This is a genomic window from Microbacterium oleivorans (genome assembly GCF_013389665.1).
Classification (GTDB): domain Bacteria; phylum Actinomycetota; class Actinomycetes; order Actinomycetales; family Microbacteriaceae; genus Microbacterium; species Microbacterium oleivorans_C.
In genome coordinates, this window is the sequence record NZ_CP058316.1 from 977,604 (window position 1) to 1,002,846 (window position 25,243).

Below are 25,243 nucleotides of genomic sequence, written 5' to 3' on the forward strand. Positions count from 1 at the left end.
TCCATGTCCTTCACACACCTGGATGACGCCGGGCACGCCCGGATGGTCGACGTCACGGCCAAGCAGCCCACCGTCCGCTCCGCGACCGCCCGCGGGCTGGTCCGGTGCTCGGCCGCCGTCGTCGACGCGCTGCGCGACGGTGCGGTCCCCAAGGGCGACGTGCTCGCCGTCGCCCGTGTCGCGGGGATCCAGGCGGCCAAACGCACGCCCGAACTCCTGCCCCTCGCTCACGTCATCGGTGTGCACGGGGTCGTCCTCGACCTGGTCATCACCGACGACGGCGTCGAGGTGGAGGCCACCGTCCGCACCGCCGACCGTACCGGGGTCGAGATGGAGGCGCTCACCGCCGTCTCGGTCGCCGCGCTCGCGATCGTCGACATGGTGAAGGGACTCGACAAGGCCACCTCGATGGACGACATCCGCATCGTCGCCAAGTCGGGCGGCCGCAGTGGCGACTGGCGCCGGCCGGGCGAGGCCGACTGATGGCGAACGTACGCTTCTTCGCGGCGGCCGCCGAGCGGGCGGGTGTGCCCGAGGAACGTCGCGACGAGACGACGCTCGGCGCCCTGCTCGGCGCCCTGGCCACGGAGCGCCCCGGCCTCGGCGCGATCCTGCCGCGGTGCGCGGTGCTGGTCGACGGTTCGCGGATCGACGACGACGACGCACCGCTGGGCGTCGATGCGACCGTCGACGTGCTGCCGCCGTTCGCCGGCGGCTGAGCGGGGCCACCCGATCGCGGCTCTCAGCCGCCGATGCCCTTCCACGCCGTCGTGCCGTCGCTCTGCACCTGCTGCTTCCAGATGGGCAGTTCGCGTTTGATCGCCTCGATGAGCTCCCGGCACACCTCGAACGCCTCCGCCCGGTGCGCCGTGCCCACCGCGATGACGACGGCCGCGTCTCCCACGCTTAGGTCGCCGATGCGGTGGCTCACCGCGACGTCGCCCTCCCGGCCGCCCAGCGCCTCGTCGGCGATGCGGCGGAGCGTCGCCTCGGCATCGGGATGCGCCTCGTAGTGCAGCCCGGTCACCGGTGCGGCGGCATCCGGGTCGTGGTCACGGACGGTTCCGATGAAGCTCGTCACGGCACCGGCCGTCGCCGACCCCACCGCTGACAGATGTGCGGCGACGTCGAGGGGTTCGGCCGTGATGCGCGCGATCCGCACCGGCATCAGTGATCGTGCCCGTCGAGCTGCGAGAGGACGTGTCCGGCGATGCCGGTCACGACCGCGATGCCGGACGCGACGGCCCCGGGAGAGCCGGGCAGGTTGACGATCAGCGTCCGCCCCGACACCCCCGCGATCCCACGCGAGAGCACCGCCGTCGGAGTCTCGCCGACGCCACGGCGACGCAGTTCCTCGGCGACGCCGGGGAGTTCGCGCTCGATGACGACCGCGGTCCCTTCCGGGGTCTGGTCGCGCGGTGCCACCCCGGTGCCGCCCGTGGTCACGACGAGCCGCGCTCCGCCGTCGATGGCCGTGCGCAGCGCTTGGGCGACGACCTCCGCACCGTCGGTCACGACGATCGCGTCACCGCAGTCGAACCCGGCCTCGCGCAACGCCGACACCGCTGCGGGGCCGGCGGTGTCGGCGCGATCGCCGCGCGCCGATCGGTCGGAGACGGTCAGGACGACGGCGGTGCGGCTCATGCTCTCACCCTAGACACGCTCGGCGGCCGCCGCGCCCTCGGAGTGGTCGGCCGGACCGGCGTCGCCGTCGTCCTGGGCTGATCCGACGGTGGGGCCGGTCTCGACGCGCCCCTCGGCCATCTCGGTGATACGGGTGGCCATCGCGGTGAAGATCAGGCCGTGGAAGGGCAGCACGCCGAGCCAGTACAGCCGCCCGGCGAGCCCCTTGGGGAAGAAGATGGCCCGCTGCTCGTAGCGTGCCCCCTCGGCCCGGGGCGCGACCTTCAGCTCGAGCCAGGCCTCGCCCGGAACGCGCATCTCAGCCCGCAGGCGAAGCAGCCGCCCCTCCTCGACGGCCTCCACCCGCCAGAAGTCGATCGCGTCACCGACCCGCACCTTGCCGCGACTGCGCCGGCCGCGCGCCAGACCGATCCCGCCGACGAGCCGGTCCATCCAGCCGCGGATCTCCCACAGCGCCCGGGCCGAGTACCAGCCGTTGGTGCCGCCGATGCCCGAGATGACCGTCCACAGCCGCTCCGGCGAGGCTGTCGTGTCGGCGCTGCGCTCGTCGGTGAAGACCGTGCGCCCGGCCCAGTCGGGGTCGCTCGGCAGCGGGTCGCTGGGGGCGCCGAGCACGTCGGCGTCCTGCCAGCTGGTCTCGACCTCGTCGGCGTCGACGCGATGCAGCGCCAGGTGCACCGCCTTGCGATACGGCGTCAGTCCCCCCTCCGGCGGCGGGATGATCGCGTCGATGTCGTGATCGTCCATGACGCACTCGTTCTGCAGCGAGGCGATCAGCGGCCGGGCGATCGACCGCGGCACCGGGGTCACGAGATTGACCCAGTGCGAGGCCAGCCCGGGGGTCAGCACCGGCAGAGCCGCGATCGCGCGCTGACGCAACCCGGCCTCGAGTGCGTAGCCGTTCATCATCTGCCCGTAGCGCAGGACGTCCGGTCCGCCGATGTCGACGGCGCGGTTGACGTCGCCGTCGACGCGGGCCGCGCCAAGCAGGTAGTAGAGCACGTCGCGCACCGCGATCGGCTGGATGCGGTTGCGCACCCACCGCGGCGCGGGCATGTACGGCAGCACGTCGGTCAGGTGACGCACCATCTCGAACGAGGCCGACCCCGAACCGATGACGACACCGGCCTGGAGCACCAGGGTCGGCACGCTCGATGCGAGCAGGATCTCGCCCACCTCGACGCGCGAGCGCAGGTGCGGCGACAGCGGGGCGTCCGAGGGGTGGAGGCCGCCGAGGTAGACGATGCGGCGCACGGATGCCGTCGCGGCAGCATCCGCCACGGTGCGGGCGGCGCGTTCGTCGGCCTCCTCGAAACCGGCACCCGCCCCCATCGAGTGGATGAGGTAGTACAGCACATCGACGTCGCGCGCCGCCTCGGCGACGGCATCCGCGTCGTCCGCCGATCCGCCGACGACCTCGACGTCAGCGCCCCAGGGGAAGCTCGCGACGCGCTCGGGCGTGCGCGCGAGGACGCGGACCCGGTAGCCCGCCGCGACCAGACGCGGCACCAGGCGTCCGCCGATGTATCCCGTGGCACCGAGCACGAGCGCCCGCGGCGCCGACCCGTCGGTCCTCGGATCGGCCTGCAGCTCGGGTTCGCGTCCAGTGGGTGCGGTCAGCTCGCTCATGCTCCGACGCTAGGCCGGACGGCCGCGTGCCGACACGACTTGACAGCGGGCCTCACCCACCCCGTCCAGGCCGGGGCTCGGCGGCGACCCCGAGCCGTCACCGACGCCCGGTGCCGAAGATGCCGCGCACGACGCCGGTGAGAACGTCGCGCGCCGCGCGCGACCCGAGGATCTGCTCCACCGGCGTCGCGCGTCGGGAGCGTGAGCTCCCGCTCGAGCCGCGCAGCAGCCGGTCGTGCTCGCGCCTCTCCTTCGCCTCCTCGGCCGCGGCCTGCTTTCGGATCGCCGCGAGCTGCTTGGCGTACTCGGCATCGGCTCTGGCACGGAGCTTCGCCGCATCCTGCTCTGCCGTGCGACGCGCCGCCTCGGCCTCGGCGGCATCGAGGGCGGCCCGCGCGGCGTTCATGCGGGCGGTCAGGATCTCGCGCGCCGATTCCCTGTCGATCGCGATTCCGTAGGTTCGCTGCAGGGGGGAGGAAGCGATGTGCGCGTCGAGGCGCGCGGCGGGCGTCGGCGCCATCAGCGCCTGCGGTGCGCGCAAACGGGTCCACGCCACCGGGGTCGGCACCCCGCGCTCGTCGATCACGGTCACGATGGCCTCTCCGGTGCCGAGCTCCTGCAACACGCGCTCGAGGTCGTACCCCGACGTCGGATAGGTACCGACGGTCGCCCGCAGCGCCTTGGCGTCATCGGGGGTGAACGCGCGCAGGGCGTGCTGAACGCGCGAACCGAGCTGCGCGAGCACGTCGGCGGGAACGTCCTTCGGGGTCTGGGTGATGAAGAAAACCCCGACGCCCTTCGACCGGATCAGCCGCACGGTCTGGACGACGGCTGCGAGGAAGTCCTGGGAGGCACCGCGGAACAGAAGATGCGCCTCGTCGAAGAAGAACACGAGCTTGGGCGCATCGAGGTCGCCGACCTCGGGCAGCACCTCGAACAGCTCGGCGAGCAGGTACATCAGAAAGGACGAGAAGAGCACGGGCTGATCGGCCACCCCGGGAACCTCGAGCAGGCTGACGATCCCCTCGCCGCCCTCTGCCGTGCGCATCAGGTCGCGCACGTCGAATTCCGGCTCGCCGAAGAAGACGTCGGCACCGGCATCGGCGAACGTGATGAGCTCGCGCAGGATGACGCCGGCGGTGGCCTTCGAGAGACCGCCGAGCTCGCGGAGCTCCTCCTTGCCCTCGTCGCCGGTGAGGTAGCCGAGCACCGCCCGCAGATCGGCGAGATCGACCAGGGCCAGACCGTTGCGGTCGGCGTAGTGGAAGACGAGACCGAGGCTGGACTCCTGGGTGGCGTTCAATCCGAGCACACGACTGAGCAGGAGCGGCCCGAACCCCGACACCGTGGCTCGCACCGGCACTCCGGCCCCGACACCGCCCAGCGCGAAGAAGTCCGTCGGATAGGCGTGCGGCACCCAGTCCTGCCCGATGGCGCTCGTGCGCGCGATGAGCTTGTCGCTGTGTTCGCCCGGTGTGGCGATGCCCGAGAGATCGCCCTTGATATCGGCCGCGAAGACCGGAACGCCGTGTGCCGAGAGCTGCTCGAGGAGCACCTGCAGAGTGCGGGTCTTGCCGGTTCCCGTGGCCCCCGCGACGAGGCCGTGCCGATTGACCATTGCCAGCGGGATGCGGACCGGGGCGGTCGGCTCGGGTACGCCGTTCACGAGCGCCCCCAGCTCGAGCACGGGGCCCGCGAACGCATAGCCGCGACGGACCGCATCGACCTCGTCCACACCGAGCGGGCCGGACGGCGCGGCGATGCGCGCGGATTCGGGTTCGGGCCGGGGTGGCGCCTCGGGGGCCTCCCCCGGTGCGGCGGCAGCGCGGGCCGCTTCCGCCTCGGCCGCGGCGAGCGCCGCCCGGGCTCGCGCTGCCGCGAGTGCGGCGTCCGCCGCCGCGGCCTCGGCGCGCAGGCGCGCCAGCTCGGCGCGGGCTGCGGCGGCCGCCCGGTCGTCGGCGGCGGGAGGGTCGGAAGCCGGCGGCGGGGCGCTCATGGCGGTGAGCCTAGTCCGGGCGCCGGTCCGCCGCACCCGCTCCGTGGTGCGGGCGGCGGGGTCAGGGCGAGAGCTGCGGCACCGTGCGCGGACGCACGACGAGCCAGAGCGAGAGCACCGCCACCACCGCGCATCCGGCCATGACCGAGGCCATCGTCGTCGCGGTGATGCCGCCGTCGCCCGAGATCCAGGCGGCGAGGGGCGAGATGAAGCCCGCGACGCCGAAGTTGACGGCCCCGATGAGCGAGGCCGCGGTGCCGGCGGCGCGACCGTGGCGGTCGAGGGCGAGCACCTGAACGCACGGGAAGGTGAAGCCGCAGGCCGTGATGAAGAAGAACAGCGGTACGACCGTCCCCCACAGCCCCAGTCCGAGCTGGTCGGTGACGATGATCGCGGCGCCCGCGACGACGAGTACCGCCGTCGAGACCGCCATGACCCACTGGGGCCCGAAGCGGGCCGCGAGCCGCGAGGCGGTCTGCACTCCCAGCACGACTCCGAGCGAGTTGACCGCGAAGAGGACGCCGTATTGCTGCGGGTCGAAGCCGTAGGTCTGCTGGAACAGGAACGACGACGACGACAGATACGAGAACAGACCGCTGAAGGTCATGCCGCCGATGATGAGCACGCCGATGAAGATGCGGTCGCTCAACACGCTGCGGTAGCGCTGCCACACCGTCGCCGAACCGCTGTCGGTGCGTCGCGCCTTCGGGAGCGTCTCGGGCACGAGGAACAGCGACGCGATGAGCATCACCGCGCCGTAGGCGGCCAGCACGACGAAGATGCCGCGCCAGGGCATGACCACCAGGAGGCCCGATCCGATCAGCGGTGCGGCGACGGGGGCGACGCCCGAGACGAGCGCCAGCCGGCTGAGCATCACGACGAGGCGGCGACCGCCGAACAGGTCGCGCACGATGGCCATCGCCACCACGCCTCCCGCGGCCGCCCCGATGCCCATGAACACGCGGGCGGCGCTCAGCAGCTCGAGGGTGGGGGCGATCGCCGCCGCGGTGCTGGCGAGCACGTGCAGTGCGGTCACGCACAGCAGCGGCACGCGGCGGCCGAGCTTGTCGCTGAGCGGGCCGACGACCAGCTGCCCGAGCGCGAAGCCCACCATCGTCCCGGTGAGGGTCAGCTGGATCGCGGCGGCCGTGGTCTGGAAATCGGCCTCCAGGGCCGGGAACGCCGGCAGGTAGAGGTCGATCGTGAACGGGCCGAGGGCTGTCAGCGCCCCCAGCAGGATGATGTAGATGACACGCCGCGACGTCGGGAGCGCGTCGCCGGGGTGCAGCATGATCGGGGCCGTGGCGGGGTTCGGTCCGAGAGTGCGGATCGCACCCGTCGAGGTCCGGGGGGCGCCTGTGGAGGTGCGGAGCGAACCGGTCGCGGTCCGGACGGTGTCTGTGGAGGTGTGCGGTGCGGTGGGGGAAGGATTCGATGGGATGTCTTCGGGCACGTCTTCTTCGTTTCGTGGCAACTGCGCGGGAGAGCGACCTGCCATCGTATCTCCTCGGCGGTACATCGATGTACCCGCTTCCCAGCCGATTCACCATTCACCCGCATAGGCTGGAGCGGCGCTGCACGCGCCCCTTCCTTGCCCCCGAACCGAGGTCACAGCAATGACTCCGTCCGACGACAAGCGCACGAGCGGCAATCCGGCCGCACAGGCCAAGATCGCCCTCACCGTCAAGCAGCAGCGCGAGCAGCAGAAGCAGGCGAAGCTCGCCGAATATCAGAAGCAGCTCGCCAAGCGCCGCCGCAGCAAACTCGTCTGGTGGGTCGTCGGCTCCACCGCCGGTGTCGCCGTGATCGGGCTCATCGTGGCCTCGGTGGTCTTCGCGCCCAAGCCCGTCACCTACGAGGCGGGCAACAGCACCGGCCGTGAGATCGCCGGCGTCGAGACCTTCGAGAACATCACCACCCACGTGGAGGGCACGGTCGAGTACCCGCAGACGCCGCCCGCCGGTGGCGAGCACAACCCTTACTGGCTCAATTGCGGCGTCTACACCGAGCCGCAGGCCAACGAGAACGCGGTGCATTCGATGGAGCACGGCGCGGTGTGGGTCACGTACGACCCCGCTCAGGTCAGCGAAGCCGACATCGAGACGCTCGAGGGCTACATGCCGAGCACCTACGCGCTGCTCTCGCCCTACCCCGACATGGACACCCCCATCGCCGTCAGCGCATGGAACGCGCAGCTGAAGGTGGACTCCGCCGACGACGAGCGCATCGAAGAGTTCTTCACGGAGTACTGGCGCAGCCAGAACGTCCCCGAGCCGAACGCGATCTGCTCCGGCGCCATCGACGGGCCCGGCAAGGCGTGAGCGGGGCGCCCGCGGCGGGGTACGTCGGCGCCGACGAGCGGCCGCCGGCACGTGGGCTCCGCTGGTGGGCGGTCCTGCTCGTCGTGATCGCCGTGGCCGGCGTCGCCTTCGCCGTCGGCCGCTTCTCGGCGTTCGGCACATCGCCCGCGGTGCCGGGAGACGCCTCGCCCGAGGCAGGCTTCGCCCGCGACATGCAGGTGCATCACACCCAGGCCATCGAGATGGCCATGACCATCTATCGCAAGACCGATGACGAGGGTGTCCGGACGCTCGCCTTCGACATCGCCACGGCGCAGGCCGGTCAGCGCGGCGAGTTCTTCGACTGGCTCGTGCAGTGGGGTCTCCCCCAGGCCTCCACGGCACCCCTCATGCAATGGATGGCGGGGCTGCCCGAGCACAGCCACGGCGGGGGCGCCGAGCGGCCGAGCGACGACGAGCTGCGCGACGAGATGGGCATGGCCACGCCCGCCCAGCTCGCCGAACTCGACAGCGCGACCGGGTCGGCGGCCGACTGCCTCTTCCTGGGTCTCATGATCCGGCACCACCAGGGCGCGATCCCGATGGCGCAGGCACTGGTCGAGCTCGGCAGCGATCCGCGTGCCCTCCAGGTCGCCGGGGGCATCGTGCAGACCCAGAGCGCGGAGATCGACCTCATGCGCTCCCTGCAGCAGCAACTGGGGTGCGAGGGCTGACAGCCCCCGCACCCCAGCGGCATCCGATCTGCTGACTCAGCCCTTCGTGGCGCCCGCCAGCAGGCCGCGGACGAAGAAGCGCTGCAGGGCGAAGAACACGATGAGCGGCACGATGATCGAGATGAACGTACCGGCCGACTGCAGGAACCACCGGTTGCCCCAGGTGCCCGACAGCGAGTTCAGCGCCTGTGTGATCGGCAGCGCACCCGGCGAGGCGAAGATCGTCGCGACGAGCAGATCATTCCAGACCCAGAGGAACTGGAAGATGCCGAACGACGCGATGGCGGGGGCCGCGAGCGGGAGGATGATGCGGAAGAACACCTGTCCGTGTCCGGCGCCGTCGACGCGGGCCGCCTCGATGATCTCGCCCGGGATCTCGGCGATGAAGTTGTGCAGCATGAACGTCGCCAGCGGCAGCGCGAAGATCGCGTGCGCGATCCACACCCGCGCGAAGCTGTACTGAACCTCGTTCAGACCGAATCCGGGGAAGATGGGCACGTCGCCGATCGTGAGCCCCTCGGAGAAGAGGCTCAGCAACGGCACGAGTGCCATCTGCAGCGGGACGATCTGCAGCGCGAAGACGAAGATGAAAAGCGCGCTGCGCCCCTTGAAGTCGATCCACGCGAACGCGTACGCCGCCAATGCCGCCATGACGATCGGGAAGACCGTCGCGGGGATGGTGATCGCCAGCGAGTTCACGAAGGCCGAGGCCAGGGTCGTCGACGTCCCGCCCGCGGTGAATGCCTCGGCGTAGTTGTCGAGGGTGAACTCGGGGTTGGTGAACACGGTCCACCACCCGGTGGACTGCGTGTCGGCTCCCGGACGGAACGACGTCACGAAGAGGCCGAACGTCGGGATCGTCCAGAAGATCGCGATGATGACGGCCGCGATCGTCGCTCCCTTCGACGTCAGCTTCTTGTGGGCGATGGCCTCGTTGCGGCGGGTGTCGCGCGCGACCTGGCGCTTGGTGCGGGTGTCGACGGGCGCGGCCGGAGCGGTAACGGTCATCAGCGGATCTCCCTCTGCTTGGCCAGCGATCGGGCGTTGTAGATGATCAGCGGCAGGACGAACAGGAACAGCACGACGGCGAGAGCGGACGAGTGGCCGTAGCTCTGGAACCGCTGCTGCTGGTTGACCATCTCGAAGCCGAGGACGGTCGTCTCGTCTCGACCGCCGGTCATGACGGCGACGATGTCGTACACCTTCAGCGAGGCGATCGTGATCGTGGTGAGCACGACGATCAGCGACGACCGGATGCCGGGGACCGTGACGTTGCGGAAGCGCTGCCAGGCGTTGGTGCCGTCGAGCTGAGCGGCCTCCAGCTGCTCGGTGGGCACCGCCTTGATCGCCGCCGAGAGGATCACCATGGCGAAGCCGGTCTGCGTCCAGATGAACACCACGAGCAGCATGAGCGTGTTGATGACGGGCTTGATGGCCAGCCACTGCACCGGATCCGCCCCGAACGCGGTGACGATCGCGTTGAGCAGACCGACCTGCTCGCCCTGGCGGGCGTCGTACATGAACTTCCAGATGATGCCGGCGCCGACGAACGAGATCGCGACGGGCATGAAGACGAGCACCTTCAGGATCTTCTCGCCGCGTGCACGGTCGATGAACACCGCGTAGGCCAGGCCGATGACGACCGAGATCGTGGGTGCGAGAACCGCCCAGAGGATCGTGTTCACGACCGAGGCCGTGCCCGTCGGGTTGGTGAAGACCCAGAAGTAGTTCTCCAGCCCCACGAACTGCTCGCCGGTCTTGTCGTAGAACGACTTGAAGATGGTGGCGATCGCCGGGTAGATCAGGCCGAGGGCCAGCATGATGCTGGCCGGGGCCATGAACAGGATGAGCTGGAAGAGGTATCCCGCTCCCTGACGCGAACGGAAGTCGGCGAAGAAGAGCAGCGCGCCCACCAGAAGTGCGATCGCGACGACGTACAGGACGGCGTTCGCGTACGGCCGGAGCAGCAGGAAGGCCAGGACCGGGATGACCAGGCACGCGACCAGTCGCATGATGAAGTAGCCGCGGCCCGGGCGCGGTGCGTACTCGATGAGCACCAGGATGATGCCGACCACAAGTCCGAAGACCGCGAGGATCACGGGGATCTGGACGAGCGGGTTCATCGCGCCCAGCCAGAGGAAGAAGCTGTTGAGCGAGAACCCGATCGTGATCCGCGCGGACTCCTCGCTGGAGCCGGTGAAGACCAGCAGGAGCAGGACGGCGACGATCAGGACGAAGCCCGTGGCGACGACGATCCGGGTGATCGATCGGCCCTTCGGGTCCGTGGCGTGGGTGGTGACGGGAGGTTCGGTGTCGACGGGCCTGTCGACGGTCGTCTGCGACATGTGGATCCCCTTCTGAGTACAGCGGCGTACCAGGGCGGTACGGATGGGAGGAGCGGGGCCGGGCTTGTGCAGCCCGGCCCCGCTCGGCTCAGCCGATCGTCAAGCGACGATCAGTTCTCGTAACCGGCCTGGATGTCGGACAGGACCGTCTCGGTGTCCTTGCCGTCGATCCAGTCGACCATGCCCTTCCAGAACGAGCCCTGGCCCACCGTGGAGGGCATCAGGTCGGACGCGTCGAAGCGGAAGACCGTGGTCTCGTCCTGCAGCGTGGTCATCGCTTCCTGGAGGAACTCGCTCGAGGCGAGCGAGGGGTCGGCGTTCTTGTTCGCCGAGATGACGCCGCCCAGCTCGACGCGCGCGTCGGCGAACTCGGGCGAAGCCATGAACTCCAGCACCTGCTGGGTCGACTCGTCGTCGGAGAAGGCCGCGACGAACTCGCCGCCGCCCTCGATCTGGAGCTCGCCCTCGGTGTAACCCGGGGTGAGGAACGCGTACACGTCACCGTCGGGTGCGACCTCGGGGGTCGCGCCGTCCGCGGTCTGCACGTCGAGGAAGTTCGCCGAGAGGAACGAGGCCTGGTGGGTGAGGGCGCAGTCGCCGCTCGCCACGGCCGCCGCGACATCACCGAAGGCCGTCGCGTTGATGCTCTTGACGTCGCCGTATCCGGCGTTGACGTACTCCGGGTTCAGCAGGATCTCGCCGACGGCGTCGAACGCCTCCTTGATCTCGGGGTCGGTGAACTTCACGTCGCCCGCGACCCACTGGTCGTAGACCTCGGGCCCGGACTGGCGCAGGACGAGGTCCTCGATCCAGTCGGTGCCCGGCCAGCCCGACGCGGCGTCGGAGGCGAAGCCGGCGCACCACGCGGGGCCGCCGGTGGTCTCGACGATCGTGTTGGTGAGGGCGATCATCTCGTCCCACGTCTTGGGGACCTCGACACCCCACTCGGCGAACTGCTTGGGCGAGTACCAGACGTAGCCCTTCAGGTTCGCGAGCATCGGGGCCGCGTAGAAGGTGTCGTCGAAGGTGCCGTACTGCTTCCAGTCGGGCGACCAGTTCTCGTCGACGGCGGTCTCGACGGCCTCGGGCGCGGGAAGCACCTTGCCGGTCTCGACGAGCGTCTTGAGCAGGCCGGGCTGGGGGACGATCGCGATGTCGGGAGCGTCGCCACCGGTCACCTTCGTGACGATGTTGCCCTCGAACGCCTTGTCTCCGGTGTACTCGACGGTGATGCCGGTGTCTTCGGTGAACTGCGCGAACGACTCGTTCAGCGCGTCGGCCTCGCCGCCGGTGATGCCGCCCGAGATGCGGACGGTCGTCTTCGCCTCGCCGCCGCCGTCGCCTTCGGTGCCGCCTTCCGCGCACCCTGCCAGCACCAGTGCTGCCGCGCCCATGAGGGCGACCGGGGCAAGAAGGCGGTATCGCTGTGACAATGCCATGTACTTCTCCTCTTTCGGGATCATCGTCCGCCCAGAGGAGCCTTGTCCGCATCCATTGGGGAACCGATTCCAGGACAACTTACTGGCCGCGATGCCCCGCGCACAACAGCCGAACATCACGAGATGACAACCATCTGATCCGAATCGCCCCATTCTCGTGGGAGCGCTCACATTCTCGACGCCTGGAACCGGTTCCTCGTCGACGTGAAAAACGCTACGATCTCGGGGAGAGCCGCGGGCAGTGCCCTCCGTGCCCGAGCGGACGAGGAGGTCCCATGAGCACCATCACCGACGTCGCCCGTCGTGCCGGGGTATCGAAGGCGACGGCGAGTCGAGCGCTGTCCGGGCGGGGCTACGTCTCGGAGGAGACGCGCGTGCGCGTGGTCGCCGCGGCGCGCGAGCTGACCTACGTGGCCCACTCCTCGGCGATGAGTCTCGCGACCGGTCGCACCCAGACGGTCGGCGTGGTCATGCCGCATGTCAGCCGGTGGTTCTTCGGCGAGGTGCTCGAAGGCATCCAGGCCGCCCTGCTCGAACACGGGCTCGACCTCACCCTCTACGACGCGAACCCCGGTACCGACACGCGCCGGCGGGTGTTCGAGGACTTCCTCGCCCGCCGTCGTTTCGACGGGGTGATCGCGGTGGGCCTCGAGCCGGCCGAGAGCGAGCTGGACGCCCTCCTCGCCCTGGGCAAGCCGGTGGTCAGCGTCATCGGCACCGAGGGCGCGACGAGTGTCGTGACCCTCGACGACTCCCACGCCACGGCGCTGGCGACGGCGCACCTCCTCGAGCTCGGTCACCGCCGTATCGCCTTCCTCGGCGGCACCGAGTCGACGCACTGGCCGCACGTCGAGTCCGAGCGCTACGCCGGCTACGCCTCCGAGATGCGTCGCGCCGGACTCGACGACGAGATCTCCCGCACGCCCGCCGAGCTCTCGATGCCCGCGGGCTACGCCGCAGCCGTCGACATGCTGAGCGACGCCTCGTCGCGGCCGACCGGGATCGTGGCGGCGTGCGACGAGGTCGCGATCGGTGCGATCATCGCGGCCCGTCGCCTCGGCATCCTCGTCCCGTCCTCGCTCAGCGTCGTCGGCATCGACGATCACGTCAACGCCGAGATGTTCGCCCTCACGACGTTGCGGCAGGTTCCGCGCGAGCAGGGCCGCGCCGCCGTCGACCTCCTCCTGCGCCACTTCGACGAGCCCGACGCCGAGACGGTGACCATCCGCATCAAGCCCCGCATGGTCGTCCGCGGCTCCACCGCAGGGGCCCCGGGGCACAGCTCGGTGGCGGTTCGCGACTCGGGGCTCTCGTCGCGGGAGTGAGCACCGGTACGCCGCGCGAACACGACGACGGCCCCGGATGCAGCATCCGGGGCCGTCGCACTGCTCTCGAGTGAGAGCGGGGAATTACTTGAGGGTGACCGTGGCGCCGGCGGCCTCGAGGGCCTCCTTCGCCTTCTCGGCGGTCTCCTTGTTCGCGCCCTCGAGCACGGCCTTGGGAGCACCGTCGACGACGGCCTTGGCCTCGCCGAGGCCCAGCGAGGTGAGCTCGCGGACCGTCTTGATGACCTGGATCTTCTTGTCGCCGGCAGCCTCGAGGATGACGTCGAACGAGTCCTTCTCCTCCTCGGCCTCAGCGGCACCCGCGCCACCGGCAGCACCGGCAACGGCGGCGGGGGCGGCGGCGGTGACGTCGAACTTCTCCTCGAACGCCTTCACGAAATCGCTCAGCTCGACGAGGGTCAGGCCAGCGAACTGCTCGAGCAGCTCCTCAGTGGAAAGCTTCGCCATGATGTATCTCCTAGATAGATGGGGTTGGTGTAAGAGCTCGCCTGTCGCTCACGCGGCGTCGGCGGTCTCCAGCTTTTCGCGAAGCGCGTCGATGGTGGCGGCAGCCTTGCCCATCGTCGCCTTCATCATGCCCGCGGCCTTGGCCAGCAGAACCTCGCGGCTCTCGAGCGAGGCGTACTTGTCGACCTCGTCGGCGCTGAGGGCGTTGCCCTCGAAGATGCCGCCCTTGATGACGAGAAGCGGGTTGGCCTTGGCGAAGTCACGCAGAGCCTTGGCGGTGGCGACGAAGTCGCCGTGCACGAACGCCACGGCCGAGGGACCCTTGAGGTCCTCGTCGAGCGCCGTGATCCCCGCGTTGTTGGCGGCGATCTTGGTCAGCGTGTTCTTCACCACGGCGTAGTTCGCGTCCTGACGGATGTTGTTGCGCAGCTGCTTGAGCTGGGCGACCGTCAGACCGCGGTACTCGGTCAGCAGTACGGCAGTCGAGTCCTCGAATGACTTCGTGAGCTCGGCGACCGATGCGTCCTTCTGCACCATGGTCACTCCTTGATGTGTGCCTGACGCGCCGCGGTGGCGGAGCGCCGGCCTCGACCAGCCCCGGACATGACAAAAGCTCCGGCGCAGAGGCACGGAGCTCGGTTCCCGAAGGAGAAGTTCAGTGTCACCTGCGCGGGCCCCTGCTGTGCAGAGCTTCGATCACCCGCATGCTTACGCACACGACGATGACCAGCGGTCTTTGGCTTACCCCCACCATACCCCCTCCTCCCTCCTGTCCCAAATCCCCTCACCGACCCGCCGCGCGAGTGCACGGCCTACTGCCGAGCGCACGGCCTGCTGCCGAGCGCACGGTCTCCACACGTGCGGTTGCCGTGCACCGGACGCGAAGCCGTGCACTCGCGCCCAGCGGTGCCTCCTCCCCAGGGAAGGCTTGGGGGGTGAGATGGCACCGCGGAGGCGACGCGGCTCGGGGGTGGGGATCGGGCGAGGATGCTGGCCGCATGCGGACACGGCGAGAACCGGATGCGGTCGAGGCGCTCCTCCTCCGCCGGCGCGATCTCCTCGAAGCGGGCCGGAGCGAGCGAGAGATCGCCGACGGCGTTGGCCGCGGCATCCTCCATCGGGTGCGACGGGGCTGGTTCGTGCTCCGGTCTGAGTACGACCGCCTGTTCGCCGAGGACCGGCATCTGCTGCATGTGCTGGCCGTCTCGCGCGACGTGCGCGGCGGCGGGGTCGTCTCGCACGAGTCCGCGGCCGTGCTGCACGGACTCGACCTCTATCGGCGTCATCCCCGCCGCGTGCACCTGACGACCTCGACGGCGGCTCGCATCTCGAGCAACTCCGACGTGTTCCGCCACTGCACCGACCTCGACGAGGACGACATCACCCACGTGCGCGGCATCCGGTGCACGACACTCGCCCGCACCGTCTTCGACGTCGCGCGGACCCTGCCGCCGGAACCCGCGCTCGTCATCGCCGACGGCGCCGAACGGCAGTCGGCCGGTCGCACCGGGGGTGCGACGCCCCACGACGTCGCGGCGTGGCGAGACGCGATGGCCGAACGCATCGCGCGCGCCGCGGGCGCCCGCGGCATCCGGCGTGCCCGCTGGGTGACGGCATTCGCCGACGGACTCGCCGAGACGACACTCGAGAGCGTGAGCCGCTTCCGCCTGCATCAGATCGGCTTCCGGCGGGTCCGCCTCCAGGTGGCCGTCCCGGCGCCGCGCGGCACCGAGTACCGCGTCGACTTCGGCCTCGACGACGTCGACGCGTGGGGCGAGTGCGACGGCACCCGCAAGTACGTCGACGCGGGGCTGCGATCGGGCCGGAGCGCCGAGGACGTGGTGCTCGACGAGAAGCGGCGCGAGGACTGGATCCGCGGGACGACCGGCCGCCGCCTGGTCCGCTGGGAGGATGCCCACGTGACCGACGCCGCCACCCTCGCCGCGCGTCTGACCGCGTTCGGCATCCGCCCGCCACGGTGACGCCTCTCTGTCGACGCTCGCCGACCGCACGACTTGGCGTCGAGTGCACGCGAAGAGCGCGCACGAAAGCCGTGCATCCGGCGCGAAACCGTGCATCCGGTGCGAAGCCGTGCGTCGGCGCGCGAGCCGGCGGGAGCGGCCGGGCGACACGGCGCGTTCGACGAAGGATGCCGGAGACCCGGGTTATGGTCGATTGCGTGACTCCCGAACTCACCGCTCGCATCGTCGCGGACTCCCGCGACCGCGTGGCCTGGATCCGGGCCCGCTCCCGCGGGATCACCGCGACGGACGTCGCCGCCCTCACCAGCCCCAAGGCGATCGCCCGCGCGGCGGACTCCAAGCTCATGGGCTCGGGATTCTCGGGCAACGCCTACACCGATCACGGTCGTCGTCGTGAGCCGGAGATCGCCGCGTGGGTCGCTGCGACGCACGGCATCCAGCCGTCGTCCGCGCTCTTCCACGCCGTGGTCGAGAAGCGGCACCTGGCCACCCCCGACGGCGTGGGCCTCGACGCGGACGGGCGCGTCGTCCTGGCCGAGATCAAGACGACGAACAAGAGCTGGCGCTCGATCCCCCGCACCTACCTGCGGCAGGTCTGGTGGCAGCAGCATGTGCTCGGCGCCGAGCGCACCCTCGTGGTGTGGGAGCAGCACGACGGTTTCGTGCCGATCGACGACGAGCCGCGTTGCGCCTGGGTCGAGCGCGACGAGCGCGAGATCCGGCTCCTCGTGAACCTCGCGACGGAACTCATCGATGAGCTCTACCGCCGAACCATGCAGCGTCGCGCCGTCGAGATGCCCCGGATGCCGGCGGCGGCACCGCGCGAGCCGTTCCGCGCGCTCGCCCTCGCCGACTGAGCCCGCGACGCGCGGCGACGACCGCCCCCACGGGCGCGCCCCCGGCGTCGTCGAACACCGCGGCTCAGCGCAGCGGCGTCACGACCTTCCGCTCCGCGTCCCAGAGCCGCATGCCGGTGATCTCACCCGCGACGGGCTCGGCGCCCAGCAGCGCGAGGGCACGTCCCACCTGCTCGCCCGTCAAGCGCCGCGCGAGCGTGAGATGCGGCGTCCAGCCGTCGATCGCCGTCACCGCATAGCGCTCCGGCGGTGGACCGAGGAACCCGACGATCCGCCGGTGGACGGCGAGCAGCTCGGCCGTGACCACCAGCGGGCGAGCGAGCACGAAACGCTCCCCCGCGGGGAACACCGTCACTCCACCCCAGCTGCACGCGAGCGGCAGGGCCTCGGCAAGACTCCGCAGGCCGGCGATGGCATCGGCGGGGAGTTCGTCGCACAACGCGACCGTCACGTGCGGCCGGTTCGAATCGGACGGATGCCGCCCGGCGCTGGGCAGACCGGCCTCGATGAGGGCCGACCAGTCCGCCCGCACCGCGGAGTCGACGCGGTCGTCGGGCACCATCTCGACGCTGAACATGGCTCCATCCTCGTCGATGCGCGGGTCCGGGAATAGTTGACGAATCTCAACGATTAGACATATAGTTGACCAATCTCAACGGTTGACCAACGTCAATCAGTTCCCGTCATCGGCTCTCGACGAGCCGCCACCGACGATTCCGCGCCAGCGCCGCCGCGTCCGTCCGCTTCTCAGGAGGACACATGTCCGCAGTCTCCCCATCCCCCGCCGCGGCGGGCCAGACGATGTCTCGCCGAGGCGTGCTGGAGGCCCTCTCCGGCCTGCTGCTCGGCATGTTCGTGTCGATGCTGGCCTCGACCGTCGTCTCGACCTCACTGCCGGTCATCATCCACGATCTCGACGGGACGCAGACAGCGTTCACCTGGGTCGTGACGGCCACGCTGCTGACCACGGCGATCTCGACGCCGATCTGGGGCAAGCTCGCCGACCTCACCAACCGCAAGGTGCTCTACCAGCTCGCGATCGTCATCTTCGTGCTGGCCACTGCGGCCGCCGGGTTCTCGCAGAGTCCCGAGATGCTCATCGGGTTCCGCGCGGTGCAGGGCATCGGCGCCGGCGGACTCGCCGCCCTGAGCCAGGTGCTCATGGCCGACATCATCAGCCCGCGTGAGCGCGGCCGCTACATGGGTCTGTTCGGCGCCGTCATGGCCGTCGCCACGATCGGCGGTCCGCTGCTCGGCGGCGTCATCACCGACGCCTGGGGCTGGCGCTGGAACTTCTTCGTCGCCCTGCCGGTCGCCGTCGCCGCACTCGTGATCGTGCAGCGCACGCTGCACCTCCCGGCGCACCCGCGCAAGCAGACGAGCATCGACTACCTGGGCATCGTGCTGCTCTCGGTCTCGGTCTCGCTGCTGCTGATCTGGGTCACCCTCGCCGGCGACACGTTCGAGTGGATGAGCATCGAGACGCTCCTCATGGTCGGCGGTGCCGTCATCGGCGCGGTGCTGTTCGTGATCACCGAGCTCAAGGTGCGCGAGCCCCTCGTGCCCCTCACGCTCTTCCGCAACCTCACCTTCACGCTGTCGGTCATCGCATCGATCGCGACCGGCATCGCGATGTTCGGCGCGTCGGTGTTCCTGAGCCAGTACATGCAGCTCGCCCGGGGCGCCACCCCGACCGAGGCCGGCCTGATGACCATCCCCATGATCGGCGGCCTCCTCGTCGCCTCGATCGGCGTCGGCGCGCTCATCACGCGCACCGGCACGTGGAAGCCCTTCCTGATCGTCGGGGCGGTGCTGCTCATCGGCGGCTCGTTCATGCTGTCGACCATCCACTACGACACCGACTTCACGCTCGTCTCGATCTACATGGCCATGCTCGGTGCGGGCATCGGCATGACGATGCAGAACCTCGTGCTGGTCGTCCAGAACACCTCGCGGCCGAGTGAGATCGGCGTCGCGAGCTCGGGCGTCACCTTCTTCCGCAGCCTCGGCGGAACGATCGGCGTCTCGGTGATGGGTGCTGCCCTCGCCTCTCAGGTCACCTCGCTCGCGAGCGACCGGGCCGCCGACATCCAGGGCGCCCTGGCGACGCTCGGCGACCAGGCGCCGGTCTGGGCGGCTCAGCTGCAGTCGGGTACGCTCCCCCAGGTCTCGGCCATGCCCGAGGCGCTCCGGATCGTGTTCGAGGACATCTATGCGACCGGGATCTCGAGCTCGTTCCTGATCGCGGTTCCGTTCGCCGTGCTCAGCCTCATCGCCATCGTGTTCCTGCCCAACAAGCCGCTGAACACCATGACGACGACCGAGCGCCTCCAGGCGGGCGAAGCGGACTTGGCGACCGTCTCGGTGCCGGAGGGTATGGGCGTGCTCACCGCCACCGGATCGGTACCGACCACGACGGCGGATTCCGCCGGCGACAGCACGTCCGAGTCGACACGATCGGCTCGATAGGGTGATCGGGATGACCGCTGCATCCGCGTCCGACGGCTCCCGGGGCACCGCCCCCGGGAGCGTCCGGCGGGACGGGGCACCGGACGAGCGGACCGCGGCCGTGCGGGCGCTGGAGCTCGAGTTCGGGGAGCTGTTCACGCACGTCCGTCGCCTGTTCGCCGAGAACGCCGAACGCCTGAGCCCGGGGATGCTCCCCGGCGCGTACAAGGTGTTCACCACCATCGTCCGGCGGGGCGAGGTCACCCTGTCTGCTCTCGCCGAGAACCTGCACTCCGACAAGGGGCAGATCAGTCGCGCGGTGCGCGAGCTCGAAGACCTCGGTCTGGTGCAGCGCACCCCCGACCCCGCCGACGGTCGCTCGAGCCTGCTGTCTGCCACGCCCGCCGGAGTCGAACGACTGCACGCCGTTCGCGCGCCGCGCGAGAACTCGCTGCTGACCGCACTCGAGGCCTGGCACGTCGACGACATCCGCGAGCTCACGCGCCTGCTGCACGCGCTGTCGTCGTCCGAGACGCCCGGTTGACCCGCGCCCCCGACGAGACGATGGGCCGCGGGGACGACGAGCTTCTCGGCGCGGTGACCGCTCCGTAACACGGTCGAGACAATGTCACGATTGACTGAGGTCGACCGAGCATCACCGCTGCCGACGTCGGCGGCGTGAGGAAGGAGCGACGGATGAGATTCCGGCCGCTGCGAACAGCAACCGCCCCCCAGCCCGCCGCCCCGGTCGAGGCTCCGCCCGAGACGATGCGAGCCGTCGTGTTCGACGCCCCCGGCTCACCCGAGGTGTTGCGGGTGACGGACCTCCCGGTCCCGGCGCCGGCGCTCAGCGAGGTGCTCGTGCGGATCGTGGCGGCGGGGGTCAACCCCATCGATGCGAAGACCCGTTCCGGACGCGGGGTCGCCGGTCTCATCGACCGGTGGCCGAGCACCCTGGGATTCGACTTCAGCGGCGTCGTGGTCGCCAGTCCGTACGAGACGCACGAGCTCCAGCCCGGTACCGAGGTCTTCGGGATGCTGCCCTTCCCCCGGTCCGGCGGAAGCTACGCCGAGTACGCCGTCGTGCCGTCGCTGTCGGTCACGCGCAAGCCCGCGAGCCTCTCCCACGTGGAGGCGGCGGGCGTGCCTCTGGCCGCCCTGACGGCGTGGGGCCTCGTCGTCGAGACCGCCCATGCGCACGAGGGGCAGCGGATGCTGATCCACGCCGGCTCGGGCGGGGTCGGGCACTTCGCCGTCCAGCTCGCGGCCTACTTCGGCGCCCAGGTCACCGCGACCGGCTCCGAGCGCAATCTGCCGTGGCTGCGCGAGCTCGGCGCTTCCGTCGCGATCGACTACGCCACGACCCGGTTCGAGGATGTCGTCGGCGAGATGGACGTCGTCATCGACCTCGTCGGGAATGTCCACGACGACACCGGCTCGCGCTCGCTCGGCGTCATCCGACCGGGCGGGCTGTACGTCATGGTGCCCACCGGCGGCTGGCCCGAGTACGCCGACGAAGCCGCCTCCGCGGGGGTCCGGGCCACCGGCTACAAGGTGATCCCCGACGGCAGCGTGCTCGCGACCCTCGCGCGCCTGCTCGACTCCGGCGCGATCCAGGTCTTCGTCGACGGCGTCCACGACCTCGCCGACGCCGCCGCCGCGCACGCCGAGGTCGAGCGCGGCCACGCTCGGGGCAAGGTCGTCCTCACGGTCTCGGAGAGCTGAGGCACGCTCGCCGCCGCGTGATCGGACTCACACGACGGGTTCGAGCACGCGCCGCGCCTCCGCCACGATCTCGTCGGCGACCTCATCGAGAAGCGGCGAGCGGAGGTTCCACTGCTGCCAGAACAGCGGGACCACGACGTCGTCCCCGCCGAGCGTGACGAGCTCGCCGCGGGCGAGGTGCGGAGCCGACTGCAGGGTCGGCAGCAGCGCCCACCCGAGACCGAGCAGCACGGCCGCGGCGAAGTCCTGCGACGCCGGCACGCGGTGACGCGGCGGCAGGCCCGCATCGACCCCCCGACCGCGCAGCCAGCGCGTCTGCAGCTCGTCTCGGCGGTCGAAGTCGACGACGGGCGCCGGTGCGAGCGCCGCCGCATCGACGCCGCCGGCGAACCATCGGGCGGCGAAGCCCGGGGCGGCCACGGCCTCGTAGCGCAGGGCGCCGAGCACACTCGCACGGCACCCGGCCACCGGCGTCTCACGCGAAGTGACGGCGCCCATCACGGTGCCGCTCTCGAGGAGGCCGGCGGTGAAGTCCTGATCGTCGCGGTGCAGGTCGAACACGACCTCGTGGGCCGCGCTCAGGCGCGCGAGCGGCGAGAGGAACCACGTCGCGAGGGAGTCGGCGTTGACGGCGAGGGGAACGCTGACGACCGCCTGGTCGAGGCCGACGAGCGCGTCGCGCTCGAGCAGCGCGAGCTGCCGGGCGTACCGCACGAACGGATGCGCGGCCTCGGTGGCGCGCACCGGTTTGGACCGTACGAGAAGCACCTGACCGGCGATCCGTTCGAGCGCTCGGACACGCTGGCTGATCGCGGACGGCGTGACGTGCAAGCGCCGCGCGGCGGCATCCAGGCTTCCTTCGTCGAGGACGACCACGAGGGTCTCGACGAGCTCGTGCGGCACGCGCACGTCAGTCGTGCTTACGCAGGTGAAGTTCCATGATCTGGACTGTACGTGACGCCGCCCCTACCGTCGACATGTGCTCACCGCCTCTCTCGCCGGCTTCGGCCTCGGCCTCTCGCTCATCGTCGCCATCGGCGCGCAGAACCTGTTCGTGCTGCGCCAGGGTATCCGTCGCGAGCACGTCCTGCTGGTCGCGACCATCTGCGCCGTCTCCGACGCCGCGCTGATCATCGCCGGGGTCGCGGGTCTGGGGCTGGTGCTGCAGAGCATTCCCTGGCTCGTGCCGGTGGTGCGGTGGGCGGGTGCGGTCTTCCTCCTCGTCTACGGGCTGCTCGCCGCGCGGCGGGCCTGGCGTCCCAGCGGAGAGGTGCTCGACGCGCGTCCGGCCGACGGACGGCGGACACCGGCGGGCGCCGCGGCGGTCGCCCTCACCTGCCTCGCGCTGACCTGGCTGAACCCGCACGTGTACCTCGACACCGTGTTCCTGCTCGGCAGCATCGCGGGCACGCACGGCGAGGACCGCGGCTGGTTCGCCGTCGGCGCGGTCGCCGCGAGCATCGTGTGGTTCTTCTCGCTCGCCTTCGGCGCCCGCCTGCTCGGCCGCGTGCTGGCGACGCCGCGCGCCTGGCGCGTCCTCGACGCCGTCGTGGCGGTGGTGATGATCGCGATCGCGGTGAGCCTCGTCTGGCCGTGAGAGAGGATGACAGCATGCGAAGCGTTCATGTGATCGTCGACGGCGGTGTCCAGGGAGTGGGTTACCGGTACAGCCTGCGGCTCGAGGCTGACCGCGCCGGGGTGGCCGGCTGGGTGCGCAACCGCTCCGAGGGCACGGTCGAGGCTGTGCTGGAGGGGACGGATGTCGCCGTCGATGACGTCCTCGCGTGGATGGCGGAGGGCCCACCCGGGGCCCGCGTCCGTCGCGCTCGTGTGACCGAGATCGACCCCGAAAGTTCCACCTCGTTCGAGGTGCGCGACACCGCCTGACCCGGGATGCGCGGACGACCCGCGGGGCGGTGGCCACGTCCATCCGGTGCGGATCAGCGCGAGGGCAGACCGGCCGCGAGGTCGGCGAGCACCTCGTCAGCGTCCTCGCGTCTGGCCAGCGCCGCGGCCTGCCCCGCCCACAGCGACGAGAGCTCCGGCTCGCCGCCCGCGGCGGTGCGGAAGACGCCGGTGAGCCAGTTCTGAGCGGGGAACGGTGCGATCAGGCCGCTCGCCTCGATATCGCGCGTCGCCCGGTTGGGGATGCCGCGGGCGAGGCGACCGCTCATCGCCCGGGTGAGGACGGTATCGGTGTCGGCAGCCGCCGCGATGGCGGTACGGTGGCCCGCCGAGGCCGCCGATTGCCGTGTGCGCAGGAAGGCTGTTCCGACCTGCACGCCGGAGGCTCCGAGCGCCAACGCTGCGGCGACGCCCCGGTGATCGGCGATGCCGCCGGCCGCGATGACCGGGATGTCGACCGCGTCGACGACCTGCGGCACCAGGGCGAACGTGCCGACCAGCGAGCGCTCGGGGGCGGCGAGGAACGACACCCGGTGACCGGCGGCTTCCGCGCCACTCGCGACGACGGCATCCACCCCTCCCCGTTCCAGCGCGACCGCCTCCGCGACCGAGGTCGCGGTTCCGATGACCCGGATGCCGCGCCGATGCGCCTCGGTGATGACGTCCGCCGCAGGGACGCCGTAGACGACGCTGAGCACCGCCGGCGCGGCATCCCACACGGCCGCGAGCTGCTCCTCGAGGGACGGCAGGAACCGTTCGGGGTCGTGTGGCACGGCCGCGCCGGCAGCGGCGTAGAGCGGGCGCAGCGCGTCACGGAACGGCGTGATGTCCATCGTTCCGGGCGCGACCTCGTCGCCCAGGGGAAGCCAGAGGTTGAACGCGAAGGGGCGCGCGGTGAGCGCTCGGAGTTGGCCGGCCGTCTCGCGGATCCGCGGGCCGTCGTAGCCGTACAGACCGTAGGACCCGAGCCCGCCGCCCTCGCTCACCGCGGAGGTGAGCGCGGACGACGACAAGCCGCCGAAGGGCCCCAGCACGATGGGGAGGTCGATGCCGAGCATGTCGACGAGGTCGCGCGTCATGATCCGACGGTACCGCGGGGTGTACGCCTACGTCCGAAGACGACGAACGGGGCCCGCCCGAAGGCGAGACCCCGTCCGTTCGACGCGATCAGGCGAAAGCGTTGACGTCCAGCGGGATGCCGGGGCCGAACGTGGTCGACACGGCGCCCTTCTGGATGTAGCGGCCCTTGGCGCTCGACGGCTTCAGACGCACGATCTCCTCGACCGCGGTGTTGAAGTTCTCCTCGAGCTGCTCGGCCGAGAACGAGGCCTTGCCGACGACGAAGTGCACGTTCGCGTGCTTGTCGACGCGGAACTCGATCTTTCCGCCCTTGATCTCCTCGACGGCCTTGGCCGGGTTGGGGGTCACGGTGCCGGTCTTGGGGTTGGGCATGAGGCCACGGGGGCCCAGCACCTTGCCGAGACGACCGACCTGGCCCATGAGCTCGGGCGTCGAGACGGCCGAGTCGAAAGCGGTCCAGCCGCCGGCGACCTTCTCGATGAGCTCGGCGCCGCCGACCTCATCGGCACCCGCGGCGATGGCGGCCTCGGCGGCCGGTCCGGTCGCGAACACGATGACGCGGGCGGTCTTGCCGGTGCCGTGGGGCAGGATGACCGTGCCGCGGACCATCTGGTCCGCCTTGCGCGGGTCGACGGCGAGCTTCAGCGCGACCTCGACGGTCGAGTCGAACTTCTTCGAACCGGTGTCCTTCGCCAGCGCGACGGCCTCGGTGGAGCTGTAGAACTTGTCGCGGTCGATCTTCGCCGCGGCTGCTTCGTAAACCTTGGACTTAGCCATTGTCGTCTCCCCCTCAGCTCTCGACCGTGATGCCCATGGAACGGGCGGTGCCAGCGATGATCAGCGAGGCGGCCTCGATGTCGTTGGCGTTCAGGTCGGGCATCTTGGCCTCGGCGATCTCGCGGACCTGGTCCTTGGTGAGCTTCGCGACCTTGGTCGTGTGCGGCGTCGCCGATCCCTTGGGAACGCCGGCAGCCTTCTTGATGAGCTCCGCGGCGGGCGGGGTCTTCAGGACGAAGGTGAAGCTGCGGTCCTCGTAGACGGTGATCTCCACGGGGATGACGTTGCCGCGCTGCGACTCGGTCGCGGCGTTGTACGCCTTGCAGAACTCCATGATGTTGACGCCATGCTGACCGAGCGCGGGGCCGATCGGCGGCGCCGGGTTGGCGGCTCCGGCGTTGATCTGAAGCTTGATCAGGCCGGTCACCTTCTTCTTCGGTGCCATTCGTTTTCCTTTCGTCGAGCGGATGCCGGCGGCATCCCTCTCCCGCGCGTCCGGCGGTTCCGGGCGACGGTGTGATGTGCGGGCGCGCGAACGCCCGCAAACTCCCCAAGTCTAGCGCATCCGGTCACCGGGTCGCTCGGCCGAGGGACCGGGACGACGAAGCGC

General features: G+C 70.5%; 27 protein-coding genes. 12 read left to right on the top strand and 15 right to left on the bottom strand.

All coding sequences use genetic code 11. The annotated features are described in order from the left end of the window. Positions 1-3: 3 nt before the first annotated feature. Positions 4-483, top strand: a complete 480-nt coding sequence (gene moaC, locus HW566_RS04800; RefSeq protein ID WP_178010871.1) for a cyclic pyranopterin monophosphate synthase MoaC — start codon at positions 4-6, stop codon at positions 481-483. Further along, positions 483-719, top strand: a complete 237-nt coding sequence (locus HW566_RS04805) for a MoaD/ThiS family protein (protein WP_178010873.1) — start codon at positions 483-485, stop codon at positions 717-719. The genes moaC and HW566_RS04805 overlap by 1 nt, the downstream gene beginning before the upstream one ends. 23 nt (positions 720-742) lie before the next feature. On the opposite strand, the gene HW566_RS04810 is transcribed toward HW566_RS04805, so the two are convergent. The 5 genes from HW566_RS04810 to HW566_RS04830 all read right to left on the bottom strand — a co-directional run bounded on the left by HW566_RS04810 (position 743) and on the right by HW566_RS04830 (position 6,560). Then, a complete protein-coding gene (locus HW566_RS04810) occupies positions 743-1,171 on the bottom strand; it encodes a molybdenum cofactor biosynthesis protein MoaE (RefSeq protein WP_178014684.1) in 429 nt (142 codons plus the stop codon). Continuing rightward, positions 1,168-1,644, bottom strand: a complete 477-nt coding sequence (locus HW566_RS04815; protein WP_178010875.1) for a MogA/MoaB family molybdenum cofactor biosynthesis protein — start codon at positions 1,642-1,644, stop codon at positions 1,168-1,170. The genes HW566_RS04810 and HW566_RS04815 overlap by 4 nt, the downstream gene beginning before the upstream one ends. A 9-nt stretch (positions 1,645-1,653) precedes the next feature. Continuing rightward, positions 1,654-3,273 carry an SDR family oxidoreductase gene (locus HW566_RS04820; protein ID WP_178010877.1) on the bottom strand — a complete coding sequence of 540 codons (1,620 nt, stop codon included), beginning with the start codon at positions 3,271-3,273 and terminating at the stop codon, positions 1,654-1,656. A 97-nt stretch (positions 3,274-3,370) separates the two neighbouring features. Further along, a complete protein-coding gene (locus HW566_RS04825; RefSeq protein ID WP_178010879.1) occupies positions 3,371-5,269 on the bottom strand; it encodes a helicase HerA-like domain-containing protein in 1,899 nt (632 codons plus the stop codon). 61 nt (positions 5,270-5,330) lie between these two features. Next, positions 5,331-6,560: a multidrug effflux MFS transporter gene (locus HW566_RS04830; RefSeq protein ID WP_256728937.1), complete on the bottom strand. Its 1,230-nt coding sequence runs from the start codon at positions 6,558-6,560 to the stop codon at positions 5,331-5,333. A 325-nt stretch (positions 6,561-6,885) separates the two neighbouring features. On the opposite strand from HW566_RS04830, the gene HW566_RS04835 reads away from it, so the two are divergent. Both HW566_RS04835 and HW566_RS04840 read left to right on the top strand, forming a co-directional pair. Then, complete coding sequence (locus HW566_RS04835; RefSeq protein WP_178010883.1) at positions 6,886-7,590, top strand: DUF3105 domain-containing protein; 705 nt, start codon at positions 6,886-6,888, stop codon at positions 7,588-7,590. Then, positions 7,587-8,282 carry a DUF305 domain-containing protein gene (locus HW566_RS04840; protein WP_178010885.1) on the top strand — a complete coding sequence of 232 codons (696 nt, stop codon included), beginning with the start codon at positions 7,587-7,589 and terminating at the stop codon, positions 8,280-8,282. The genes HW566_RS04835 and HW566_RS04840 overlap by 4 nt, the downstream gene beginning before the upstream one ends. 36 nt (positions 8,283-8,318) lie before the next feature. On the opposite strand, the gene HW566_RS04845 is transcribed toward HW566_RS04840, so the two are convergent. The 3 genes from HW566_RS04845 to HW566_RS04855 form a co-directional block, all read right to left on the bottom strand. Next, positions 8,319-9,290, bottom strand: coding sequence for a carbohydrate ABC transporter permease (locus HW566_RS04845; RefSeq protein WP_178010886.1), 972 nt, complete (start codon positions 9,288-9,290; stop codon positions 8,319-8,321). Then, on the bottom strand, positions 9,290-10,627 hold the full coding sequence (locus HW566_RS04850; RefSeq protein ID WP_178010888.1) for a carbohydrate ABC transporter permease: 1,338 nt from the start codon (positions 10,625-10,627) through the stop codon (positions 9,290-9,292). Before HW566_RS04850 ends, HW566_RS04845 begins: the two co-directional genes overlap by 1 nt. Positions 10,628-10,737: 110 nt before the next feature. Next, positions 10,738-12,066 carry an ABC transporter substrate-binding protein gene (locus HW566_RS04855; RefSeq protein ID WP_178010890.1) on the bottom strand — a complete coding sequence of 443 codons (1,329 nt, stop codon included), beginning with the start codon at positions 12,064-12,066 and terminating at the stop codon, positions 10,738-10,740. Between the two features lie 275 nt (positions 12,067-12,341). On the opposite strand from HW566_RS04855, the gene HW566_RS04860 reads away from it, so the two are divergent. Continuing rightward, a complete protein-coding gene (locus HW566_RS04860; RefSeq protein WP_178010892.1) occupies positions 12,342-13,391 on the top strand; it encodes a LacI family DNA-binding transcriptional regulator in 1,050 nt (349 codons plus the stop codon). 84 nt (positions 13,392-13,475) lie between these two features. Here the strand turns inward: HW566_RS04860 and rplL are convergent, their stop codons facing one another. Beyond that, complete coding sequence (gene rplL / locus HW566_RS04865; RefSeq protein WP_178010894.1) at positions 13,476-13,859, bottom strand: 50S ribosomal protein L7/L12; 384 nt, start codon at positions 13,857-13,859, stop codon at positions 13,476-13,478. Positions 13,860-13,907: 48 nt separating this feature from the next. Continuing rightward, on the bottom strand, positions 13,908-14,396 hold the full coding sequence (rplJ, locus tag HW566_RS04870) for a 50S ribosomal protein L10 (protein WP_178010896.1): 489 nt from the start codon (positions 14,394-14,396) through the stop codon (positions 13,908-13,910). Positions 14,397-14,857: 461 nt separating this feature from the next. Between rplJ and HW566_RS04875 the strand changes: the two genes are divergently transcribed. Both HW566_RS04875 and HW566_RS04880 read left to right on the top strand, forming a co-directional pair. Beyond that, the gene (locus tag HW566_RS04875) at positions 14,858-15,841 is read left to right on the top strand and encodes a type IV toxin-antitoxin system AbiEi family antitoxin domain-containing protein (RefSeq protein ID WP_178010898.1); all 984 of its coding nucleotides are present in this window, start codon (positions 14,858-14,860) and stop codon (positions 15,839-15,841) included. A gap of 197 nt (positions 15,842-16,038) precedes the next feature. Continuing rightward, positions 16,039-16,698 carry a YqaJ viral recombinase family protein gene (locus tag HW566_RS04880; protein ID WP_256728870.1) on the top strand — a complete coding sequence of 220 codons (660 nt, stop codon included), beginning with the start codon at positions 16,039-16,041 and terminating at the stop codon, positions 16,696-16,698. A gap of 64 nt (positions 16,699-16,762) precedes the next feature. On the opposite strand, the gene HW566_RS04885 is transcribed toward HW566_RS04880, so the two are convergent. Beyond that, a complete protein-coding gene (locus HW566_RS04885) occupies positions 16,763-17,275 on the bottom strand; it encodes a 2'-5' RNA ligase family protein (protein WP_178010902.1) in 513 nt (170 codons plus the stop codon). 182 nt (positions 17,276-17,457) lie between these two features. Between HW566_RS04885 and HW566_RS04890 the strand changes: the two genes are divergently transcribed. The 3 genes from HW566_RS04890 (at position 17,458) to HW566_RS04900 (ending at position 20,871) form a co-directional block, all read left to right on the top strand. Beyond that, complete coding sequence (locus HW566_RS04890) at positions 17,458-19,167, top strand: MDR family MFS transporter (RefSeq protein ID WP_256728871.1); 1,710 nt, start codon at positions 17,458-17,460, stop codon at positions 19,165-19,167. A 10-nt stretch (positions 19,168-19,177) separates the two neighbouring features. After that, the gene (locus HW566_RS04895; protein ID WP_178010904.1) at positions 19,178-19,690 is read left to right on the top strand and encodes a MarR family winged helix-turn-helix transcriptional regulator; all 513 of its coding nucleotides are present in this window, start codon (positions 19,178-19,180) and stop codon (positions 19,688-19,690) included. Positions 19,691-19,842: 152 nt separating this feature from the next. Continuing rightward, the gene (locus tag HW566_RS04900; RefSeq protein WP_178010905.1) at positions 19,843-20,871 is read left to right on the top strand and encodes an NADP-dependent oxidoreductase; all 1,029 of its coding nucleotides are present in this window, start codon (positions 19,843-19,845) and stop codon (positions 20,869-20,871) included. 27 nt (positions 20,872-20,898) lie between these two features. On the opposite strand, the gene HW566_RS04905 is transcribed toward HW566_RS04900, so the two are convergent. Then, the gene (locus tag HW566_RS04905; RefSeq protein WP_178010907.1) at positions 20,899-21,780 is read right to left on the bottom strand and encodes a LysR family transcriptional regulator ArgP; all 882 of its coding nucleotides are present in this window, start codon (positions 21,778-21,780) and stop codon (positions 20,899-20,901) included. A gap of 70 nt (positions 21,781-21,850) precedes the next feature. Here HW566_RS04905 and HW566_RS04910 point away from each other — a divergent pair, with 70 nt between their 5' ends. Both HW566_RS04910 and HW566_RS04915 read left to right on the top strand, forming a co-directional pair. Beyond that, positions 21,851-22,468 (top strand): LysE/ArgO family amino acid transporter, encoded by a 618-nt coding sequence (locus HW566_RS04910; RefSeq protein WP_178010909.1) that lies wholly within the window; start codon positions 21,851-21,853, stop codon positions 22,466-22,468. A 14-nt stretch (positions 22,469-22,482) separates the two neighbouring features. Beyond that, positions 22,483-22,758: an acylphosphatase gene (locus tag HW566_RS04915; RefSeq protein ID WP_178010911.1), complete on the top strand. Its 276-nt coding sequence runs from the start codon at positions 22,483-22,485 to the stop codon at positions 22,756-22,758. A gap of 53 nt (positions 22,759-22,811) precedes the next feature. On the opposite strand, the gene HW566_RS04920 is transcribed toward HW566_RS04915, so the two are convergent. From HW566_RS04920 to rplK, 3 genes are all read right to left on the bottom strand, one after another. Then, on the bottom strand, positions 22,812-23,855 hold the full coding sequence (locus HW566_RS04920; protein WP_178010913.1) for an NAD(P)H-dependent flavin oxidoreductase: 1,044 nt from the start codon (positions 23,853-23,855) through the stop codon (positions 22,812-22,814). A gap of 88 nt (positions 23,856-23,943) precedes the next feature. After that, a complete protein-coding gene (gene rplA / locus HW566_RS04925; protein WP_178010914.1) occupies positions 23,944-24,633 on the bottom strand; it encodes a 50S ribosomal protein L1 in 690 nt (229 codons plus the stop codon). Positions 24,634-24,646: 13 nt separating this feature from the next. Beyond that, positions 24,647-25,078 carry a 50S ribosomal protein L11 gene (gene rplK, locus HW566_RS04930; RefSeq protein WP_178010916.1) on the bottom strand — a complete coding sequence of 144 codons (432 nt, stop codon included), beginning with the start codon at positions 25,076-25,078 and terminating at the stop codon, positions 24,647-24,649. Between the last annotated feature and the right edge of the window lie 165 nt (positions 25,079-25,243).

What these genes read in the sequence shown, in the direction of transcription:
- HW566_RS04830 (WP_256728937.1), bottom strand. Translation starts at nt 6,560, where the DNA reads ATGCTGCACCCCGGCGACGCGCTCCCGACGTCGCGGCGTGTCATCTAC.
- moaC (WP_178010871.1), top strand. Translation starts at nt 4, where the DNA reads ATGTCCTTCACACACCTGGATGACGCCGGGCACGCCCGGATGGTCGAC.
- HW566_RS04805 (WP_178010873.1), top strand. Translation starts at nt 483, where the DNA reads ATGGCGAACGTACGCTTCTTCGCGGCGGCCGCCGAGCGGGCGGGTGTG.
- HW566_RS04920 (WP_178010913.1), bottom strand. Translation starts at nt 23,855, where the DNA reads ATGACGCGCGACCTCGTCGACATGCTCGGCATCGACCTCCCCATCGTG.
- HW566_RS04815 (WP_178010875.1), bottom strand. Translation starts at nt 1,644, where the DNA reads ATGAGCCGCACCGCCGTCGTCCTGACCGTCTCCGACCGATCGGCGCGC.
- rplL (WP_178010894.1), bottom strand. Translation starts at nt 13,859, where the DNA reads ATGGCGAAGCTTTCCACTGAGGAGCTGCTCGAGCAGTTCGCTGGCCTG.
- HW566_RS04855 (WP_178010890.1), bottom strand. Translation starts at nt 12,066, where the DNA reads ATGGCATTGTCACAGCGATACCGCCTTCTTGCCCCGGTCGCCCTCATG.
- rplA (WP_178010914.1), bottom strand. Translation starts at nt 24,633, where the DNA reads ATGGCTAAGTCCAAGGTTTACGAAGCAGCCGCGGCGAAGATCGACCGC.
- HW566_RS04860 (WP_178010892.1), top strand. Translation starts at nt 12,342, where the DNA reads ATGAGCACCATCACCGACGTCGCCCGTCGTGCCGGGGTATCGAAGGCG.
- HW566_RS04825 (WP_178010879.1), bottom strand. Translation starts at nt 5,269, where the DNA reads ATGAGCGCCCCGCCGCCGGCTTCCGACCCTCCCGCCGCCGACGACCGG.
- rplJ (WP_178010896.1), bottom strand. Translation starts at nt 14,396, where the DNA reads ATGGTGCAGAAGGACGCATCGGTCGCCGAGCTCACGAAGTCATTCGAG.
- HW566_RS04885 (WP_178010902.1), bottom strand. Translation starts at nt 17,275, where the DNA reads ATGTTCAGCGTCGAGATGGTGCCCGACGACCGCGTCGACTCCGCGGTG.
- HW566_RS04875 (WP_178010898.1), top strand. Translation starts at nt 14,858, where the DNA reads ATGCGGACACGGCGAGAACCGGATGCGGTCGAGGCGCTCCTCCTCCGC.
- HW566_RS04835 (WP_178010883.1), top strand. Translation starts at nt 6,886, where the DNA reads ATGACTCCGTCCGACGACAAGCGCACGAGCGGCAATCCGGCCGCACAG.
- HW566_RS04820 (WP_178010877.1), bottom strand. Translation starts at nt 3,273, where the DNA reads ATGAGCGAGCTGACCGCACCCACTGGACGCGAACCCGAGCTGCAGGCC.
- HW566_RS04845 (WP_178010886.1), bottom strand. Translation starts at nt 9,290, where the DNA reads ATGACCGTTACCGCTCCGGCCGCGCCCGTCGACACCCGCACCAAGCGC.
- HW566_RS04900 (WP_178010905.1), top strand. Translation starts at nt 19,843, where the DNA reads ATGAGATTCCGGCCGCTGCGAACAGCAACCGCCCCCCAGCCCGCCGCC.
- HW566_RS04915 (WP_178010911.1), top strand. Translation starts at nt 22,483, where the DNA reads ATGCGAAGCGTTCATGTGATCGTCGACGGCGGTGTCCAGGGAGTGGGT.
- HW566_RS04850 (WP_178010888.1), bottom strand. Translation starts at nt 10,627, where the DNA reads ATGTCGCAGACGACCGTCGACAGGCCCGTCGACACCGAACCTCCCGTC.
- rplK (WP_178010916.1), bottom strand. Translation starts at nt 25,078, where the DNA reads ATGGCACCGAAGAAGAAGGTGACCGGCCTGATCAAGCTTCAGATCAAC.
- HW566_RS04895 (WP_178010904.1), top strand. Translation starts at nt 19,178, where the DNA reads ATGACCGCTGCATCCGCGTCCGACGGCTCCCGGGGCACCGCCCCCGGG.
- HW566_RS04890 (WP_256728871.1), top strand. Translation starts at nt 17,458, where the DNA reads ATGTCCGCAGTCTCCCCATCCCCCGCCGCGGCGGGCCAGACGATGTCT.